Annotated in this window: 13 protein-coding genes and 3 pseudogenes; 6 read left to right on the top strand and 10 right to left on the bottom strand. The window is 68.3% G+C overall.

The window, feature by feature from the left end:
* The first annotated feature begins 1,030 nt into the window (after positions 1-1,030).
* A complete protein-coding gene (locus ACVCAH_RS35320; protein ID WP_447140558.1) occupies positions 1,031-1,261 on the top strand; it encodes a tyrosine-type recombinase/integrase in 231 nt (76 codons plus the stop codon).
* Positions 1,262-1,584: 323 nt separating this feature from the next.
* Positions 1,585-2,121 (top strand): DUF6985 domain-containing protein, encoded by a 537-nt coding sequence (locus ACVCAH_RS35315; RefSeq protein ID WP_447140557.1) that lies wholly within the window; start codon positions 1,585-1,587, stop codon positions 2,119-2,121.
* Between the two features lie 221 nt (positions 2,122-2,342).
* Here ACVCAH_RS35315 and ACVCAH_RS35310 read toward each other — a convergent pair whose 3' ends face one another.
* The 4 genes from ACVCAH_RS35310 to ACVCAH_RS35295 are packed head-to-tail and all read right to left on the bottom strand — an operon-like array spanning position 2,343 to position 3,864.
* Positions 2,343-2,735 carry an amidohydrolase family protein gene (locus ACVCAH_RS35310; protein ID WP_447140560.1) on the bottom strand — a complete coding sequence of 131 codons (393 nt, stop codon included), beginning with the start codon at positions 2,733-2,735 and terminating at the stop codon, positions 2,343-2,345.
* A gap of 3 nt (positions 2,736-2,738) precedes the next feature.
* Positions 2,739-2,918 carry a hypothetical protein gene (locus ACVCAH_RS35305; protein ID WP_447140556.1) on the bottom strand — a complete coding sequence of 60 codons (180 nt, stop codon included), beginning with the start codon at positions 2,916-2,918 and terminating at the stop codon, positions 2,739-2,741.
* A complete protein-coding gene (locus tag ACVCAH_RS35300; protein WP_447140555.1) occupies positions 2,915-3,232 on the bottom strand; it encodes an L-rhamnose mutarotase in 318 nt (105 codons plus the stop codon). The genes ACVCAH_RS35305 and ACVCAH_RS35300 overlap by 4 nt, the downstream gene beginning before the upstream one ends.
* Positions 3,229-3,864, bottom strand: a complete 636-nt coding sequence (locus tag ACVCAH_RS35295) for a LutC/YkgG family protein (protein ID WP_447140554.1) — start codon at positions 3,862-3,864, stop codon at positions 3,229-3,231. Before ACVCAH_RS35295 ends, ACVCAH_RS35300 begins: the two co-directional genes overlap by 4 nt.
* Before the next feature lie 509 nt (positions 3,865-4,373).
* Here ACVCAH_RS35295 and ACVCAH_RS35290 point away from each other — a divergent pair.
* From ACVCAH_RS35290 to ACVCAH_RS35280, 3 genes are all read left to right on the top strand, one after another.
* Positions 4,374-5,435, top strand: coding sequence for a LacI family DNA-binding transcriptional regulator (locus tag ACVCAH_RS35290; RefSeq protein ID WP_447140553.1), 1,062 nt, complete (start codon positions 4,374-4,376; stop codon positions 5,433-5,435).
* Between the two features lie 168 nt (positions 5,436-5,603).
* Entirely contained in the window at positions 5,604-9,161 is a 3,558-nt protein-coding gene (locus tag ACVCAH_RS35285) for a galactose-binding domain-containing protein (protein WP_447140552.1), read from the top strand.
* Between the two features lie 280 nt (positions 9,162-9,441).
* Entirely contained in the window at positions 9,442-9,711 is a 270-nt protein-coding gene (locus ACVCAH_RS35280; protein WP_447140551.1) for a hypothetical protein, read from the top strand.
* Here ACVCAH_RS35280 and ACVCAH_RS35275 read toward each other — a convergent pair.
* The 4 genes and pseudogenes from ACVCAH_RS35275 to ACVCAH_RS35260 all read right to left on the bottom strand — a co-directional run bounded on the left by ACVCAH_RS35275 (position 9,667) and on the right by ACVCAH_RS35260 (position 14,028).
* A pseudogene (locus ACVCAH_RS35275) lies at positions 9,667-10,759 on the bottom strand (IS630 family transposase). The gene ACVCAH_RS35280 and the pseudogene ACVCAH_RS35275 sit on opposite strands and share 45 nt — an antisense overlap.
* A gap of 57 nt (positions 10,760-10,816) precedes the next feature.
* A pseudogene (locus ACVCAH_RS35270) lies at positions 10,817-12,063 on the bottom strand (IS701 family transposase); the annotation flags it as partial.
* Positions 12,064-12,229: 166 nt separating this feature from the next.
* Positions 12,230-12,448, bottom strand: a complete 219-nt coding sequence (locus tag ACVCAH_RS35265) for a hypothetical protein (protein ID WP_447140550.1) — start codon at positions 12,446-12,448, stop codon at positions 12,230-12,232.
* 233 nt (positions 12,449-12,681) lie between these two features.
* A complete protein-coding gene (locus ACVCAH_RS35260; protein WP_447140549.1) occupies positions 12,682-14,028 on the bottom strand; it encodes an alpha-L-fucosidase in 1,347 nt (448 codons plus the stop codon).
* A gap of 302 nt (positions 14,029-14,330) precedes the next feature.
* Between ACVCAH_RS35260 and ACVCAH_RS35255 the strand changes: the two are divergent.
* Positions 14,331-14,633: pseudogene (locus ACVCAH_RS35255) on the top strand (hypothetical protein); the annotation flags it as partial.
* On the opposite strand, the gene ACVCAH_RS35250 reads toward ACVCAH_RS35255, so the two are convergent.
* Both ACVCAH_RS35250 and ACVCAH_RS35245 read right to left on the bottom strand, forming a co-directional pair.
* Positions 14,552-15,055 carry a hypothetical protein gene (locus tag ACVCAH_RS35250; protein WP_447140548.1) on the bottom strand — a complete coding sequence of 168 codons (504 nt, stop codon included), beginning with the start codon at positions 15,053-15,055 and terminating at the stop codon, positions 14,552-14,554. The pseudogene ACVCAH_RS35255 and the gene ACVCAH_RS35250 overlap by 82 nt on opposite strands.
* Positions 15,027-15,308 (bottom strand): DeoR family transcriptional regulator, encoded by a 282-nt coding sequence (locus ACVCAH_RS35245; RefSeq protein ID WP_447140559.1) that lies wholly within the window; start codon positions 15,306-15,308, stop codon positions 15,027-15,029. Before ACVCAH_RS35245 ends, ACVCAH_RS35250 begins: the two co-directional genes overlap by 29 nt.
* Positions 15,309-16,484: the final 1,176 nt, after the last annotated feature.

Below are 16,484 nucleotides of genomic sequence, written 5' to 3'. Positions count from 1 at the left end.
CGACGTACCCGGCTGGGACCGGTCGGTGCGCGGGTTCGTGGCCCTCGCGTTGCACCGGCTCGGTCTCGGCTGACTTGCCGCTGCGACACACGGTTTTAGAAGGCAGGTGCGCTTGCCGGACGATCCGGCCTCTACCCAGGGCATTCGCCCGACCCTTCATCAGCGGCGGCCTTGACCGCCTCCCGAACCCGGGAAGTGGCTTTGACCTGCGTGGGCGATACTGGGATCCCGGGCGTCCTGCCCGCGCACAGCACACGGGAGATGCACTGGACCGTCAACGGCCCGATCGGACCCGACTCCCGATCGGGGCCCAATCGTGATCTTCGAAGATCTCAGTCCTCGGTGAACACCTCGCGCAGCCGGGCGGTGAACGCCATCCTCGTCCTGCACGGCGTTGAGACCAACCGCTACTCAGGATGAGAGAGGCTCATTCGGTGGCCGACGATACGCGGGATGCCGAAGCGTCGGGGCCTCGTGCACACTCTCGGCGTGCCGCTAGCGAACCTACCCACGGTCAACTGGGGGACACAGTCGTGACAGCCGCCGCGACCGCCGTCTTCGTGACCCTCGCCGTCGAGTACCTGGCCAAGCCTCGTCTTGAGGCTCGCAAGGAGCGCATCCTGGAGGAGGTGCGTCTACGCCGGGACCTGCTCACCGCGATCCTCGACCTCACACTGTCGGCCGCCATCCTCGTTCACGAGATCCCCGACGATGCGTCGGCCGAGGTCAAGCAGTCGCTGCGGCAGGAGCGGAAGCGCCACTACGAACGCATGAGCCTTCGGATCAACGAGCTGCACGACGACGCCGGGAGGTACGCACGCGCGTTCAAGGATCCCAAACGGACCGCGGTTCTGCGCTACCTGAACTGCGTGGAGGGCCCTGGTGCTGTCCGAGCGGACGCGACATCGGCAGGCCGAAATCGTTCACTCCCTCGGTGTTCCGGTGGCCACGATCCTCGAGGGCACGCTGTGGTGGGACCGACTCCGAAGGCATCGAGTGGTCAGCGGAGTTCACCACCGAACGGGAAGCTGTGGCGCACGTGGCGAAAATGGCGCCAGGCGGGCTGCGCTTCCACGACCTGCGGCACTCGTACGCGACCGAGTTGGTGTCGCGGGGCGTCCCGGTCAACGACGTCCAGGCGGTGATGGGCCACGAGAAGCCGTCGACCACGCTGAACCTCTACACCCACCGGTCGGATGACCGGCATCAACGCATCCGCGACGCGTTCGCTGACGATCCGCTGACGCCAAACGACGACTGACGATGCAATCAGCATGAGGCACCCTCTCCCGAGGGTGCCTCATCTGCGTTATTCGAATGGTGGGCGTTACTGGGATCGAACCAGTGACCTCTTCGGTGTGAAGCGGGACGCTGCACGGACTGTGACCTGGGGAAACGCAAGACTGCAGGTGAACGCGGGTGCCGTTGAGTGCTGTTCCGTGCCGTTGGGTGCAGTTGACTGCCGTTCAGTGCACCGGGCTGCTCCCATCCCGCTCCCCGATCCTCCTGCCCGGCCGGCCAGGTGGGCGGCAGATGCGGATGCCTCACCGGGGCCAGCTCCGCGGCGAAGACTACGGTGAGGGTGTGCAGATTCCCGAGCTCGGCACGGTCGTTCGAGACGCTGATCTGGGCTGGTATCGCAGTGGACCGATAACAGTGCCGGTGTTAGGCGGTGGACCCTGCCAATTCGTGGTCGATGGCTACGACGAGGACCCAGCGCAGGAGGACTTCCACGCCGCGATCCGCAACTTCCTTGCGCTTGACCAGTCAGCGTTGGCCGAGGCTGCGCCATGGATATACGCCTACTACCGGGATGTGGCGGATGGCGTCCTGGCCGCCGGCAACGACGAGTGGGACGTCGAGATCAGCGGCCCCGAAGACGTCTTGGCACACGTCCAGCTTGGCAACGATCCGATGGTCATGCGCAACTCGTCTGGTGATCAGCGCGTCTGTGTCTCGGTGGAGTGCGAGTGCGACTGGGAACCTGAGCATGGCCTGCAGATCGTGTTCTGTAACGGCGCCACGGTGACCAAGGTTGGACCCTACGACGGCCACCTCACCAACTCGGCCGCCTACGCGGACGACAAACTCGACGGCGTCGTGTACCACCGCTCCCGATGACGGCCGTAGCCAGGTCAGGATGCAATCGACGCACTCGAAGCGGAACCCGGATGCTCACTGAGCCGCGCTAAATCCACGCGGGGAAACGGTCCCCGGGCGACCACGATCAGGGCCACCAGCTCGGGGCCCAAATACCTGCGGCGGCATAGGCCAGCTGGGGCGCAGGCTGGACGTCCCGGCTCGCCCCAGCGCCTGGTCATGGGTCCGGGGATGGGCTACCGTTACCGGCGCTTTGCTCCGGCTTTTCCCGGGCCTCCGCAAGCTCGGCCGTGAGCCGGGCCGTCTGTTGCGCCGACCGGAGGCTTGCCGAGATGGTCCAGGACGAAGCCGAGGTCGGGGAGCAGAGCGGTGGCCTTGAGGGCCGCGGGGTAGGCGGGCGTCTGGATGAGCAGGTCGAAGACGAGGCCGGCCGCGGCGACGGCCTCCAGCCCGCGCATGACGTCGGGGCGCAGCAGCCAGCCGGGGTCGGGTTCGTCCTGCACCTGGTGGCGGATTCCTACGAGCCGCTCTCCCCCGGGCGCCTCCAGCAGCGCGGCCAGCCGGTCCGCGACGTCGGGCGCGGTCAGATCGGTCCAGCCGACGACCCCGGCGACCGGCCCGCCGACGGCGAGCAGTTCCTAGGTCTCCGCCTCGTCCGCCAGTGCCTGCACGGCGATCGTCCCGTCGAATCCGGGTGCCGCGGCCGCGTAGCCGGCGAGGTCGAACCGGCCGCGCAGCGGATCGGCCCAGAGCCCGTCCATCCACGGATAGTCGCGGACGGGGACGTCCCACAGATGGTGGTGCGCGTCGATCCTCATGGGTTCAGCTCCCAGACCGCGGGGAGGCCCTTGGCGGCTCCCTCGGCGGAGTAGTCGTGGACGACGTCGAGCAGCCCGGCCATCCGGGCCTGCCAGGCCTCGTTGACCGGCAGCGCTCCGACCTCGGCGATCAGCCGGGCGTAGTCGTCGCACTCCACGAGGTGAAACAGGTCGAGGCCGCTGCGCCAGATCGTCCAGTCCGACGCCCCGGCCGCCCGGATCGCCGCGAGGAGTTCCTCGGGAACCTCGCGATGGGCGGCCTCATAGGCCTCCTCGGCTCCGGGGCGCAGCCGGGTGTGCAGGGCGACTCTCATGCCGGGTCCTCATGGTCGACGATGATCAGGTGGAGGTGGCGCGGGCCGTGGACGCCCTCGACGCGGTCGAGCTCGATGTCGCTGGTGGCCGACGGGCCTGAGACGAACGTCAGCGGGGCGGTCGGGGTGAGGCCGGCCAGCGCCTCGGGCACGTCCCCGACGATCTGCCGAGCGAACAGGACGCAGACGTGCCGGTCGGGGATGAGGGTGAGCGCGCGGGAGCCCTGCCCGGGCCCGGCGTCCAGGACGATGGTGCCGGTGACGGCGACGGCCGTCCGGGCGAGGGTGAGCACGGTGTCGGCCGCCTCGAGGTCGGCGCGCCGGACGGGTTCGCGGAGCGCGCTCCACGTCCGATCCCGCTCGAGCAGTTCCTCTGGGAATTCCTCGGGCACGGCGACCAGCCCGGTGCCCAGCGCGGCCGTGATGGCCGCGCTGACACCGTCGGTCCGAACCCGGACGACGGTCGCCCCGTAGTCCCCTGCCCGCTCCGCGAACAGCTCGACGAGATCGGCCGTCCCGGCGTGGCCGGCCCGGTAGCGGCGGGGCACCGCCACGTCCGGGGGGAGCTCCGCATCGGGGACGTCGGCGAGCGCCCGCCGGAAGCGGTCGAGCACGATTTCTCGGCCGGTCATCGCGCGCCTTCCCCTCGGTTAGCGTGCCATCATCAGCAGCAGCGCCCGGTCCCTGCGCACCTTGGCGAGGAGGCCGCGCCGAGGCGCGGCGCCGGAAGTCCGGGACGGCCTCGGCGGGGATGTCGGCCGATGATCCGGGCGATCGTCCACGGCGACGGTCCCGCCTCCGGTGACGTCGGCCGTCTCGGCCGGCGACCGGCGGTCGGGTGGATTCATGTGGCGTGCCTCCATGGGTCATACAGGTCGGCCGACCGCCGAAATGACGGCGCAGCCCCGGTGATATGGAGTGTTCCGGCTCCGAAGCGGAATGTTTCGTGCTCGTTCGCTCTCCCGTCAACCAATCTCGGCGAGTCGCACAAAAGCTCACATCCCCCGGTCAATGAGATAGGAGTTTTGTGCTTGGTTACAGCTCAGGCGGTTTCAGGGCTGGCAGGGTGTTCGACTTGCGCTCTACGCTGATAGACCGACCACGCCGCTCCCCCGAGGCGTGATGACGGGAGCGAGGTGCGGTGGCGTTCACCCTCCGCCAAGACGCGATCCTGAAGGCGGTCCGCCGGGACGGATCAGTCCGGGTGGCCGAGATCTCCGCCGAGCTGGGCGTGTCCCAGATGACCGTGCGGCGCGACATCACGGTCCTTGCGGACCAGGGCCTGGTCACCCGAGTTCATGGCGGTGCGACGCTGCCGCGGTACAAAGCCAAACGGACGCCCGCTGCCGCACCGCAGCCCGAGCGCGGCCGGAACCTGTCCCTGAGCATGATGGTGCCTGCGGCGTCCTACTACTACCGGCAGGTGATCCAGGGAGCGCAGGCCGCCGCGGAGATCCTCGGCGCGCGGTTGACCCTGGGCATCTCCTGCTACGACCCGAAAGAGGACAGGCTCCAGGTCGAACGCCTGGTGGAAAGCCGTCCGCACGGCCTGCTGCTGACTCCGAGCACCCAGTCGCCGAAGACCGGCGAATGGGCGAGTTGGCTCAGCGAGCTGCCCTGCCCGGTGATCATCGTGGAACGCCTCCACGACCCTGCCCTCGACCTCGACTTCGCGGACTACGTGGGCTCCGATCATCTGCGAGGCACCCTGCAGGCCCTGCGTCACCTGACCGAGATCGGGCACCACCGCATCGCGCTGCTGACCAGCGAGACGGCCACCAGCCCGTCGATCTGCCGTGGTTTCGACCTGGCCTCCCACCTCCTCGATCTGCCGCCGGACGTGCCCAGGGCGACCGGCCAGCCCCATGACAGCATCGAGCATGTCGACGCGTTCCTGGACAGCGCCCTCGCCTCCGGCGCCACCGCCCTGGTAGCCCATCCCGACCAGCAGGCGGCACTCGTGATGCAGCGAGCCCGGCTGCGCGGGCTCACCGTGCCGGACGACCTGGCCATCGTGGCCTACGACGACGAGTTCGCGGCCCTGGCGGACATCCCCCTCACCGCGGTCGCGCCGCCGCGCCAGGCCGTCGGCCGGACCGCGGTGATGGTGATGGCGCAGCGGCTGCGCGAGGGCGACGCCCACGTTCCGCGGCAGACGCTGCTGCTCCCCCGGCTCCATGTCCGGGCGTCCACGGTGATGTGACGGCCGGGAAACCAGGGTCTGGAAAAGGCGGCGATGTTGCGCTAGCATGACCAGTCATCGACCGGCCCGCCGCAGCGGACCGGTCCATGGAGCGTTCCGGCTCTCCCCCGAAGCCAGACCCGGCGCCGCGCGCCGTCTGGCTCATCTGTGACAGATGGAGGACCGGACATGCCCCCCTGGGCACAACCCCACCCCCTCGTACGCATCCTGCTGGTGGCGCTGCTCCTGCTCGGCCTCAGCCCCGCGGGAATCGCCGCGGCCGACCCACCGACCCTCACCGCGACCGCCAAGGCCCTGCCTGAAGGCACGGTTGAGCTGGCATGGAAGGGCTCGGCGACGACGGGCATCACGGCGTACGAGGTCCATCGCAGCCTCGACGGCGCGGGCTTCCAGCCGAGCGGCGCCACCCGGCTCTACCGGCTCCCGGCCGCCGCCTACCTCGACACCACGGCCGGTCCCGGCACCTCCCCGTGGTACCGGGTGGTCGCGATCGACGGCGACGGCCAGGCCGTGGCCACCTCGCCCGGAGTCCAAGCCGCCATCCCCGCCGTACCGGTCGACAAGCAACGCACCAGCGTGCTGTCCGCGTTTCCCGGCAGCGACGGGATCCGGCTGTCGTGGCGCGCCGCCGCCGGTACCGCCACCCCATTGACCCTGTACGCCGGTCCAGCGCATGTCGCGGATGGCAAGCTGTCCGGTGCCAAGCCCATCAGCACCTCCCCCTCGACCAGATCCGCTCTGACCTGGGAACCCGGCGACAACCCCGGACAAGGCTTCGCCCTCACCGATGCCTCCGGCGCGGTGATCGCCACCGCGACCCGCGCGCGCACCGAACACCCCCGCACGGTCGGCCCTGCCGAGCTGGAGAAGGTCCGTCGCGTCATCACGCAGCCGGGCACGCCGCGGGAAACGTGGCAGGCGATCCTGGACGCCCTCGCCAAGGGGACGGTCGCTGGCTCCAGCGGCGCCCGTCTGGCCGCGTTCGCCTTCGCGATCACCGAGGACGCCGGCTACGCCCACCAGGCCTTCGCCTACTTCCAGCAGGGCGCGGCAGTCCTGCCCACTCAGAGGGGCGCTCTGGAGTTCGGCGGCAACGCGATGAGCCTCGCCCAGGCCTACGACCTCGCCTTCCACGGCTGGACACCGGCCCAGCGGGCCGAGGCCGTCGAGACCTTCAAGCGGGCCTCGGCGATGCTCGGCACCACCCACCACGGGAACATCGACAACGACGCCGACAAGGCCAGCAACTGGGTCACGGTCATCCGCGGCGGTGAGCTGATCATGGATCTGGCGGTCCGCGGCGACGGCGACTTCGGACTCCAGGAAGAACGCATCCCTGTCCTCCTCGACGAGAACCGCCGCCACCTCGACGAGGCCTATGGCGACTCGGGCTGGAACCAGGAGGGCTGGGACTACATCAACTACGCCGTCGAAACCACGGCACCGGCCGTCCGCGCCGCGCGGCAGGCGGGCATCTCTGCGCTCACTCGCGCGTGGGAGCGGCCACGCCTCGCCGAACTGGCGCTGCACACCCAGTCGCTCCGGCCCACCGCCGACAAGATCCAGTTTGGCGTGGGCGAGCGGACCGGCGGGCTCAGCGCCCACCTGCTCGGCACCGGCTCCCGGGACGCCCAAGCCGCGTACCGGTGGATGTACGAGCGCATCGGCGCGATATCCGCAAACCCCTTCGTCCTGCTCAACTGGCCGGAGAAGATCAAGGCGCAGGATCCCGACACCTTCTCCTCGCTGCGGACCGCGCTCCTTGACGACAAGGAGGGCAGCTACCTGTTCCGCGACCGCACCCAGGGCGACGACGACGTCCTGGTCGGTGTCAACAACCGCAACAGGAACCGCATAGGCTGGTCTCAACCGGAATCGTTCGCGCTCAACCTCATCGGCCAGGGCACGACCTGGGCGCGGATGCCCGCGAAGGAGAACACCACCTACAGCCTGTTCTCCAAGCCGCTCATCGACGGCAGGGCCGTTCCGGCGGGCATCACCCCAGGCCAGGGTACGACGCGCACCGCTCGGGCCTTCCCCGGCCAGGGCGGCGGGTTCGTCTCCCTGGAGGCGGCCAAGGACTACGGCGTCGATGTCGCCACCCGGGACATCGTCGCCGACCTGCGGCCCACCGGCGGCGCGGACGCCGTGATCGCCGTACACGACCACTTCGCCGACGACACATCCCACCGCATCGACTGGCAGCTGTCCCCCGAACCCGGCGTGAAGATCAGCTACGGGCGGGACGAGGCGGGCGCCACGACCTTCCTGCTCCAGCGTGAGGATGCCTGGCTCAAGGGCTGGCTGCTCGACGCATCCGGCGCCACCATGGGAACGTCCAACGGAGCCTTCCAGATCACCCGGACCGGAGCGGCCGCGGACTTCAAGCTCGTCCTGGCCGTCGGCCGCGGCGAAATCCCGGCCGCCGCCTCGATCGACGGCGATACGGTCACCCTCGGCACCGTCGGCTATGACACCAGGAATCTAGCCGGCTTCACCCCCGCCGGTCCGGCACCTGCGGGTGACAGCCCGCGCCCCACCATCTTCCTGTCCGCGCCCAAGGCCCCGTTCATGCTCGGCACCACCCGGAGCGTCTCCGCGCGCTACACCTGGTGGGGCACCCGCCCGGCCGAAGACGTGCGGCTGGAGCTGGACGTCCCCGAAGGCTGGACGGCCGAGCAGACCTCGCCCGCGATTTCGGGCACCTTGGACACCGGTCAGGCAGCCGTCGCCACCTGGGAGGTCACCGCGCCCGCGGCCGGGACCTTCGGCGACACCTCGCTTATCGCGACCGGCGCGGCGTCCGGGTCGGCCCCGATCACCGACTCCGCTCCGGCATCGCTCATCCGCACGAACCTCGCGCTCGGAAAGCCCTCCCAGCTCTCCAGCACGCAAGGAGCCGCGGAGCGGGCCAACGACGGCAACATCGACGGGATCTGGGGGCACGGGTCGGTCGCCCACTCCCTCCAGGAGGTCCAGCCCTGGTGGCAGGTCGACCTCGGCATCTCCCAGGATCTCGGCTCCGTGGTCATCTGGAACCGGGTCGACTGCTGCCCCGAACGGCTGCACGACTTCTACGTCCTGGTCTCCGACACCCCTTTCGGCGCCTCGAGCCTGCCCAACGTGCTGGCCCGCGGCGACGTGTGGCGGGCCAAGTTCGACGGCGTCGCCGGTCGCGCCACCACGATCCCGGTCGGGGCCAAGGGCCGCTACGTCCGGGTCCAGATCGCCGATCCCGCACCCAGCTATCTGATCATGGCGGAGGTCCAGGTGATCCCGCCGGAGCCCGGCCACCTGGCCGCCGGCCAGCCCGCAGCGCAGTCCAGCACGGCCGACGGCGCGGACGCGGGCCGGGCCGTCGACGGAAACACCGACGGCGTCCTCGCCGCGGGCTCGGTCAGCCGGACGGCCGACGAGATCCAGCCCTGGTGGCAGACGGACCTCGGCGAGTCGGCGGCGATCGGCAAGATCGAGGTCTGGAACCGCAGCGACGCCGAGACCGGTCAGCTGGCCGACTACTACGTCCTGATCTCCGACAACCCGTTCGCCTCAGGGCGGCTCAGCGACGTGCTCGCCCAGCCCGGGGTCACCGCCTACCGGCAGACCGGCATCGCCGGGCGGCCCACGACGGTCGACGTCCGCAAGGGCGCGCGGTACGTCAGGATCCAGCTCGCTGGTCAGGCACCGGCGACCCTCAATCTCGCCGAGGTCCGCGTCCTTCGCTGATCTCGCCGAGGAGCGGGCCGGCGGCGCGGCCGGCCCGCTCATTTCCACCCTCGCCGCACATCGATTCAATGGAGCGCCGTGCCACCCGCAGCCGTCCCCACGTTCGCCGTCTTCGCCAACGAACGCGGTCCCCGAACCCCGGCCTGCACCGCTATGGAGCCGTGCGGGCCACCGTCGTATACGACCGCCTCCAGTTCACCTGCGACGACCACGGAGCCTATTCGGCAGGCGGGGCCCCCTGCCCGATCGCGACCAATACGCCGCGATGGTGCACCACTACGTGGCGGAGTTCTCCGGCGCACCCGGAGCTCCCGTCGTCCTGGACTTCGAGGACATCCTGCTCACCGAGCACTCCGGGCGTTCCGCGCGGAACGCCCTCGAGCTGTGGACACGGCTCATCACCTGGACCAAAGAGATCACGCCCGGCTCCCCCATAGGCATGTACGGCTTCGACCGGAAGACGGCGAACATCGACCTCACCCGCGAACTCTTCCAAGACGGCCTCCTAGTGTGGTGCGCCAGAAATTCGCCTACAAAATCGTGCGAGTGACTCGAGGATCTCCTCGGCGGTCTTGGTCCAGGCGAAGGGTCGTGGATCGCGGTTCCAGTCTGCGATCCAGGCGCGGATGTCGGCTTCGAGGGCTTGGACGCTCTTGTGCGCGCCGCGGCGGATCTTCTGTTCCGTGAGGTAGCCGAACCAGCGTTCGACCTGGTTGATCCAGGACGAGCCGGTCGGGGTGAAGTGCATGTGGAAGCGGGGATGCTTGGCGAGCCAGGCCCGCACGGTCGGGGTCTTGTGGGTGCCGTAGTTGTCGCAGATCAGGTGGACGTCCAGTTGGGCCGGCACGGTCTTGTCGATCGTGATGAGGAACTTCTTGAACTCGGTTGCCCGGTGCTGGCGGTGCAGTTCACCGATGACGGTGCCGTCGGCGATGTTGAACGCGGCGAACAGGCTGGTGATGCCGTTGCGGACGTAGTCGTGGGTGCGTCGTTCGGGCATGCCGGGCATCGTCGGCAGGACCGGCTGGGATCTGTCGAGGGCCTGGATCTGGGACTTCTCGTCCACGCACAGGACCACCGCGCGTTCGGGTGGGTTGTGGTAGAGCCCGACGACGTCGACGACCTTTTCGATGAACTGCGGGTCCGTGGACAGCTTGAACGTGTCCGCCCGGTGGGGTCTGAGGCCGAAGTCCCGCCAGATCCGCCCGATCGTGGACTTCGACAGCCCGGACTTCTCGGCCATCGAGGTGCGCGACCAGTGGGTGGCGTGACGCGGCGTCTGTTCCAGGGTGGCGACAACGACGTCTTCCACCCGGTCAAAGGGCGATCGACGGTGGCCGGCCGGGCCGCGGCTCGTCGATCAAGCCGTCCAGTCGCAGCTTCAGAAACCGACGCCGCCACTTACCCACAGTGGACAGATGCACCCCCAGTGCCGTTGCGACATCAGTGTTCGAACCACCATCGGCGCAGGCCAGGATGATCCGGGAACGCATCGCAAGGACCTGCGCCGTCTTCGCCCGCCGCGACCACCCGACCAACGTCGCCCGTTCCTCATCGGTCAACATCAACGGCGAAAGCGGACGTCCTGTCCTCGGCATCCACCAACCCTACACTTATCAGGCGAATTTCTGGCGCACAACACTAGTACTCCAACGTCACTTGATCTTTCGGCTGGTGTGGTGGCCAAGTCTTCGCTGGTAGTGGGATCGTCGGGCTCGGGCTTGGGATGTTCGTCGCCAGGTCGACCAGTGCAGGGTGTGCGCTGGTGGTAGCGGCAGGTCGAGGACGAAGGCGTTGAGGAGTCGGCGGATCTCGGCGACGGTCAACGCGATGATCTCCGGGTCGGCGTCGGGCTGCTGGGAGGCGAGGATGGTCAGGACGGCCAGGGCGAGCATGGCCAGGGTGATGAACCGGTGCCAGCCGGTCCAGCCGCGGACCTGGTAGTGGTCCAGGCCGACCTGGCCTTTGCCGGGCTGGAACAGTTCTTCGATGCTCCACCGGGAGCCGGCGACGGTCACGAGGGTGTGCAGCGGCACCGGTCGCGGTGACCAGCACAGGTAGAAGGCCTGCTCGCCGGTGGTGCGATTGCGGCGAATGAGCAGCCACCGATGCTCACCGGGGCGGGTGGCGGTGGTGATCCAGGCCCACAGGTAGTCGCGGGGTCCTTCGCGCCCGGCCCGCAGCTGTGTAGCTGCCACTCGGTGGTGGGGATCCGGTCCGCGAGGTCGTCGACGCGCACGAGGGTGCGGCCGTCGTTGACGTGCACGCGTCGGTCACAGCCGACGGCCAGGACGTAGCCGATTCTCTGGTGTTCCAGGTCATCGCGCAGGCCGGGGTCGGGGCCGTAGACCTCGTCGCCGGTCACCCAACCGACCGGGACACCGGCGTCCAACGCGGCGGCGATCATCTGGCGGGCCAGGGCCGGCTTCGTGGCGAACCTGACCTGGTCCGGGACGCCCGCGGCGGCGAGTCGGTCGGGCTGGTCGCACCAGGTCGTCTCCGGCAGGTAGAGCCGACGGTCGATCAGCGCCCGCCCCGCGCGTGACACGTAGGCCAGGAACACCCCCACCTGGCTGTTCTCCACACGCCCAGCGGTGCCGGTGTACTGCCGCTGGACCCCGACCGAGCACAGGCCCTTCTTGAGGAAACCGGTCTCGTCGGTGACCAGCACCGCCTCGGGGTGGCCGAGCTGCCCGATCAACCAATCACGCACGTCATCGCGTACGGCGTCGGCGTCCCACACCGCCGTACGCAGCAGCCGCTGCATCGCCTGCGGATCGGCGTGACCGGCCCGCTCGGCCAACGACCAGCAGGTCTTCCGTTCCACGCCCGACAGCAGCCCTTCCACGAACTGCGCCGCCGTCGCACGCGGCTCCGCCCGAACGAACCGGTCAGCGACACGACGCCACCACCTCGTCCAGGATGACCCGCCACCCGGCGGGGTCTACGCTGTGGCACACGGCCACTGCACGATCTTCGGTTGTCCTCACAAACCATCGATGATCAGCGCAGTGGCCGTCCTCATGCCCGCGCCACGCCCAACGCCGAAGCCAAGTGACGTTGGAGTACTAGGCGCGGTACGCCGCCCACTGGTTGCTCATCCGCATGGCCCGGCCTGCGGTGAAGGCGTGCATGTAGGAGTCCTGCGTGTAGTCTATGAAGTTGGTGATCGGGTCCAGGCCCGCCAGGCTTTTGCAGCTGTCCCGGCCGGTCGGGCAGTTGAACGCGGCGCTTCTCTCGGCCGGGGTGTCAGCAACGTAGGTTCGTCCCGATCCGAGACGCGCCATTGATGCGATGGGCACTCATCTGGCGGCGAGGCGAAGAAACCGACGCCGTCCGCGAACTCGCTGCCATCGTCCGCGCCCACGGGCCGCTGACTCTGTAGACTCACCCGCGAGTCCTTCAGCCGAGCGAGTGCGTTGCATGGCAGGGCCGGCTGGAAGGCGACGCCAAGCTGTCACCTGCAAGACCGACCCGGCTCGCGTCCGATGGCGTGTACCTCGGGGTGATGGATGTGTGTCTACCTGCGGCCGGTGCCGCGGTAGATGTCCAGCTCGCCTTCAAGCTCGACGGCGAGCACTGTGGCGTACTCGTCGAGGTCTTTGGCGGCGGGTGCGTCGAGCCATGTCAGCCCGGGCACGTCGCCGAGCCCGCCGGTGACGCGATGGCCGAGCTCGGCATCGCGGCCGACGACACGGACCCGTTTGACAGCCGAGCGCAGGCCGCGCAGGCCGATAGTCTCGCGCGGGGCGTCGAAGCAGATCAGGTAGAGGGTGCGGCGGTCGGCCGACAGCGTGCTCGGACCGTAGTGGTGCCCGGCTGGCAGGCCGGCCACCGTGCCATACACGGCCTCGGCGTGCTTGTTGATCCACGCGCCAACGCCCTCCAGCCGTTCGGTCTGCTCCGGTGTGATCCGGCCGTCGGCGGTCGGGCCGACGTCCAGCAGGAGGTTGCCGCCCGCGCCGATGGTTTCGGCGAGATAGCGCACCAGCTGGCGCACGGACTTGTGGTTGTTGTCCTTGCCTTGGTAGCCCCACGAGTCGTTGATCGTTAGGCACAGCTCCCATGGTCGGGTCGGTGGTGTAATCGGCACGCCCTGCTCCGGTGTGGCGTAGTCACCACGCGACAGCATGCGCGCGTTGAGGATCGTCTGCGGATTCTCTGCGAGGATCAGGTCGGCGAGCCGGTCGATGCCCCACTGCTGCTCGCTGCGCTCCCATTCGCCGTCGAACCACAGCAGGTCAGGCCGGTAGCGCTGCATCAGCTCGGCGACCTGCCCGTCCCGGTACGCCAGGAACCGGGCCCAGGCCGCCGGGTCCTCCTGTCCGGCCTGCGGCGCAACGAGGCGGTGGTCGTTGACGTGTTGTGCGGCACCGGTGCTTCGCACCGTGGCGTAGTCCGGGTGGCTCCAGTCGGAGTGTGAGTAGTAGAGGCCGACCTTCAAGCCCTTCTCGCGCATGGCGCTGGTGTACGGGCCGACCAGATCCCGTCCGGCCGGCGAGCCGACAACGTTCAGCGAGCCATAGGCGGTGTCCCACAGCGCGAAGCCGTCGTGGTGGCGGGCGGTGAGCACGGCGTAGCGGGCTCCAGCCCGGGCGAACAGGTCCGCCCAGGCCCGCGGGTCGTACTGGGCGGCAGTGAACCGGTCGACCTGTGCCAGGTACTTCTCGCGCGGCACCTGGCCGTGGTACATGGCCCAGGACTCGCGCACCCCGTCAACGGCGTAGATTCCGTAGTGGATGAAAATCCCGAGCTTCGCGTCTGGGAACCATGGCTGCATCGGCATTGGAATTGGGGCTCCTCGATCGTTCCTGAAATGCCCGCTCAGGCTAGCCGAATGTGCGCTCGCCGCGTTGGCGTGATTCACCGTGACTGGTAGTGCCGCGGCGACTCGGCGAGCTAAGCCTGCACTCCGAGGCCAGCGGGTCCTGCTCGTATAGCTTAGCTAGCACCGTGTTTGGGTCCAGAGCCGCTTATTTGACAGCCCTAGAGGCAACAGTGCGATCGAGTGCTTACCTGTGCCCCGTCACCTGCAAGGCCGTGGGAAGGGTGCTCGACGATCCGGACCTCCTAGGCCAAACACGGCATTGACGACCTTCAGCGGCCCAACGACCGTGCCTCTTCACCACTGGCGTCGTCCGCAATCACGCCGAAGCTATTGGAGGCAACGTGAGGTCAAGAGTCCTGTTGGCTTCGCTGGTGGCGGCGGGTTGCATTCTGGTCGCCGTAACGGCTGCGGCGGCACCGGCACCGGAAGTTTCCGCACCGGTCAGGGCGGCGTCCGCCGCGCCCGGCGTCCGGCCGGCGCCGGGCGGGTATATCGTCCGGCTGCGTCCGGGCGCCGACGCGCGCGGTCTCGCTCGTGCCCTGTCGGTCACTCCGCGGTTCGTCTACGAGCCGGCCAACGGATTCGCCGCCGAGTTGACCGCCGGGCAGGTGCAGGCGGTGCGTCGCGATCCTGCGGTGCTCGGCGTCGAGCAGGACGTCTGGATCGATGACGTCGCCGAGGGCAGCCAGGTCAACCCGCCGTCTTGGGGTCTGGACCGGATCGACCAGGAGGCGTCGGCGACCACGATGAGCCGTTCGGCACGCGTGACCATGCTCCGGTTGACTGCGGCCTCGCCATCGTTGTGAGTGCTTGCGCCGTGCTCATAGTTGATGGCGTCAATGCCGATGATCGCTACATCCAGCGCGACCGTGTCCAGCATCGTCGGCGCTATCGGTCCTATGAGTTCGTAGGACTGCGGACGCGCCGCCCCGCCGGTCAGGACGACGCGGATGTGTGGTCGGACAACAGGCTCATTGGCAATGTTCAGAGCGTTGGTGACGATCGTGATAGCGGAAGGCCCTTGGTCGACCTTGAGGTCAGAGCGAGCGGCGAGTGACCGTGCCACTTCCGTGGTCGTCGTACCACCGTTCAGACCGACTGTCGAACCCGGGCCTGATCAGCCCAGCCGCAGCCACCCCGATGCGTTGTTTCTCGGTAGCGTGACGGGCAATCTTGTACCGCAGCGGAAGGTCGTACGCAATGTTCTGCGCGGTGACTCCACCGCGTGTCCGCACCACCATCTGCTGGGTGGCGAGTTCATCGAAGTCGCGACGGATCGTGGCGCCGGAAACACCGAGCGCAACCGCGGTCTCGTCAATCGAGTTGGCCAGACTCCGCCAGCATCCCCAGTAGTTTGGTCCACCGTTCGTAGCGGTTCACTCGTCCACCCCCGGCTCCATCCACCCCGACATCTTGTCAGAGCGCCCATCGAGGGTTGCATTGCGCGATCGGGGCGGCTGCTTTCTCCCAACCGTCGCCCTCGCTCCGCCCCGATGGCCGACGGTCCGAGACCAGGTACCGTCTGATCGCAGCCCATTGCGGCCTATGCGGGGGACTCGGTCTCATGCTGCGGGGGCTCGACGCGCCTCCGTGAGGTGACAGGTTGTCGGGCTCACTCTGATGCAGGAGCCACCGCGCCGCACGAGGAGAAAAGCGGACCCCTGCGGGGTCCAGGATTTGGCGTTGCAATTGTCAAACGTTTGCCCTTCTTGAGGACCAACGGTTCGTCGCGGACCACCCCTACGATCGTCCTTGAAACGGAATGCCAGCTCGCAAGGGGCTATGACGCTCGGTAGGAATCTCAGTGCTCCTCGCAAAGTGTCATCCAGTGACAAGCACTGTTGACACCTGCGAAGGCGACGCGAAGAATGAGCTCAAGTTGTCACGGGCGATTGCCGCAGCCAGTTGCATGAGTGTCGACCGGAACTTCCAGGAGAGGCTTCATGACGCACACTAGGTGCGAGATCACCGGTCGGCCGGAGGGTTGGCAGTGGGCGACCGCGCTGCAGCAAGCAACGCAGGTGGCAGAGGTCTTGTCTCACAATGGTGAGCGGGTGGCCTTGGCCGAATCCGGGAGATCCTGGTTGGACGCGATGGCATGCGCGTCGACGCCGACGGGTCGCCACCGACGCCGGCCGCCACCGTGCGGAAGGCGTGGGGACCCGGTCGAAGGGACACCACCGCGGCTGCCGCTTGACATTTCAGGGATTTCCGGGATTGCGCAGGATTCGCTGTCTCAAGTACGAAAGGTGGCCGCTGCTGCCACGTCGGATGCCCGGAGCGACCCTGCCGGAACTGACGCATCAGCCGTTTTCGCCGAGCCGACCAGGCTATGTACGGGCCCCTGGATGAAATTTTGTGTCCGAATCCCTAGCTGACCAGAGAAAAACTGGTCGAGTCGAGCGAGCTTGACATCTCGGCTCTTCGAACTTGAGCGGGGTTCGCGGCTGGCGGTGACCCGGACGTGAAGGGCTCGCAGCCCATCAGTGATCATC

Source organism: Micromonospora sp. LZ34 (genome assembly GCF_052981855.1).
Note: the sequence above shows the minus strand (reverse complement) of the source record. Positions and strands in the feature narration are given on the sequence as shown.

Bases quoted from the DNA above. Each gene is read 5' to 3' on its own strand.
- ACVCAH_RS35265 (WP_447140550.1), bottom strand. From the start codon at position 12,448: ATGGCGCGTCTCGGATCGGGACGAACCTACGTTGCTGACACCCCGGCC.
- ACVCAH_RS35300 (WP_447140555.1), bottom strand. From the start codon at position 3,232: ATGAGAGTCGCCCTGCACACCCGGCTGCGCCCCGGAGCCGAGGAGGCC.
- ACVCAH_RS35285 (WP_447140552.1), top strand. From the start codon at position 5,604: ATGCCCCCCTGGGCACAACCCCACCCCCTCGTACGCATCCTGCTGGTG.
- ACVCAH_RS35295 (WP_447140554.1), bottom strand. From the start codon at position 3,864: ATGACCGGCCGAGAAATCGTGCTCGACCGCTTCCGGCGGGCGCTCGCC.
- ACVCAH_RS35305 (WP_447140556.1), bottom strand. From the start codon at position 2,918: ATGAGGATCGACGCGCACCACCATCTGTGGGACGTCCCCGTCCGCGAC.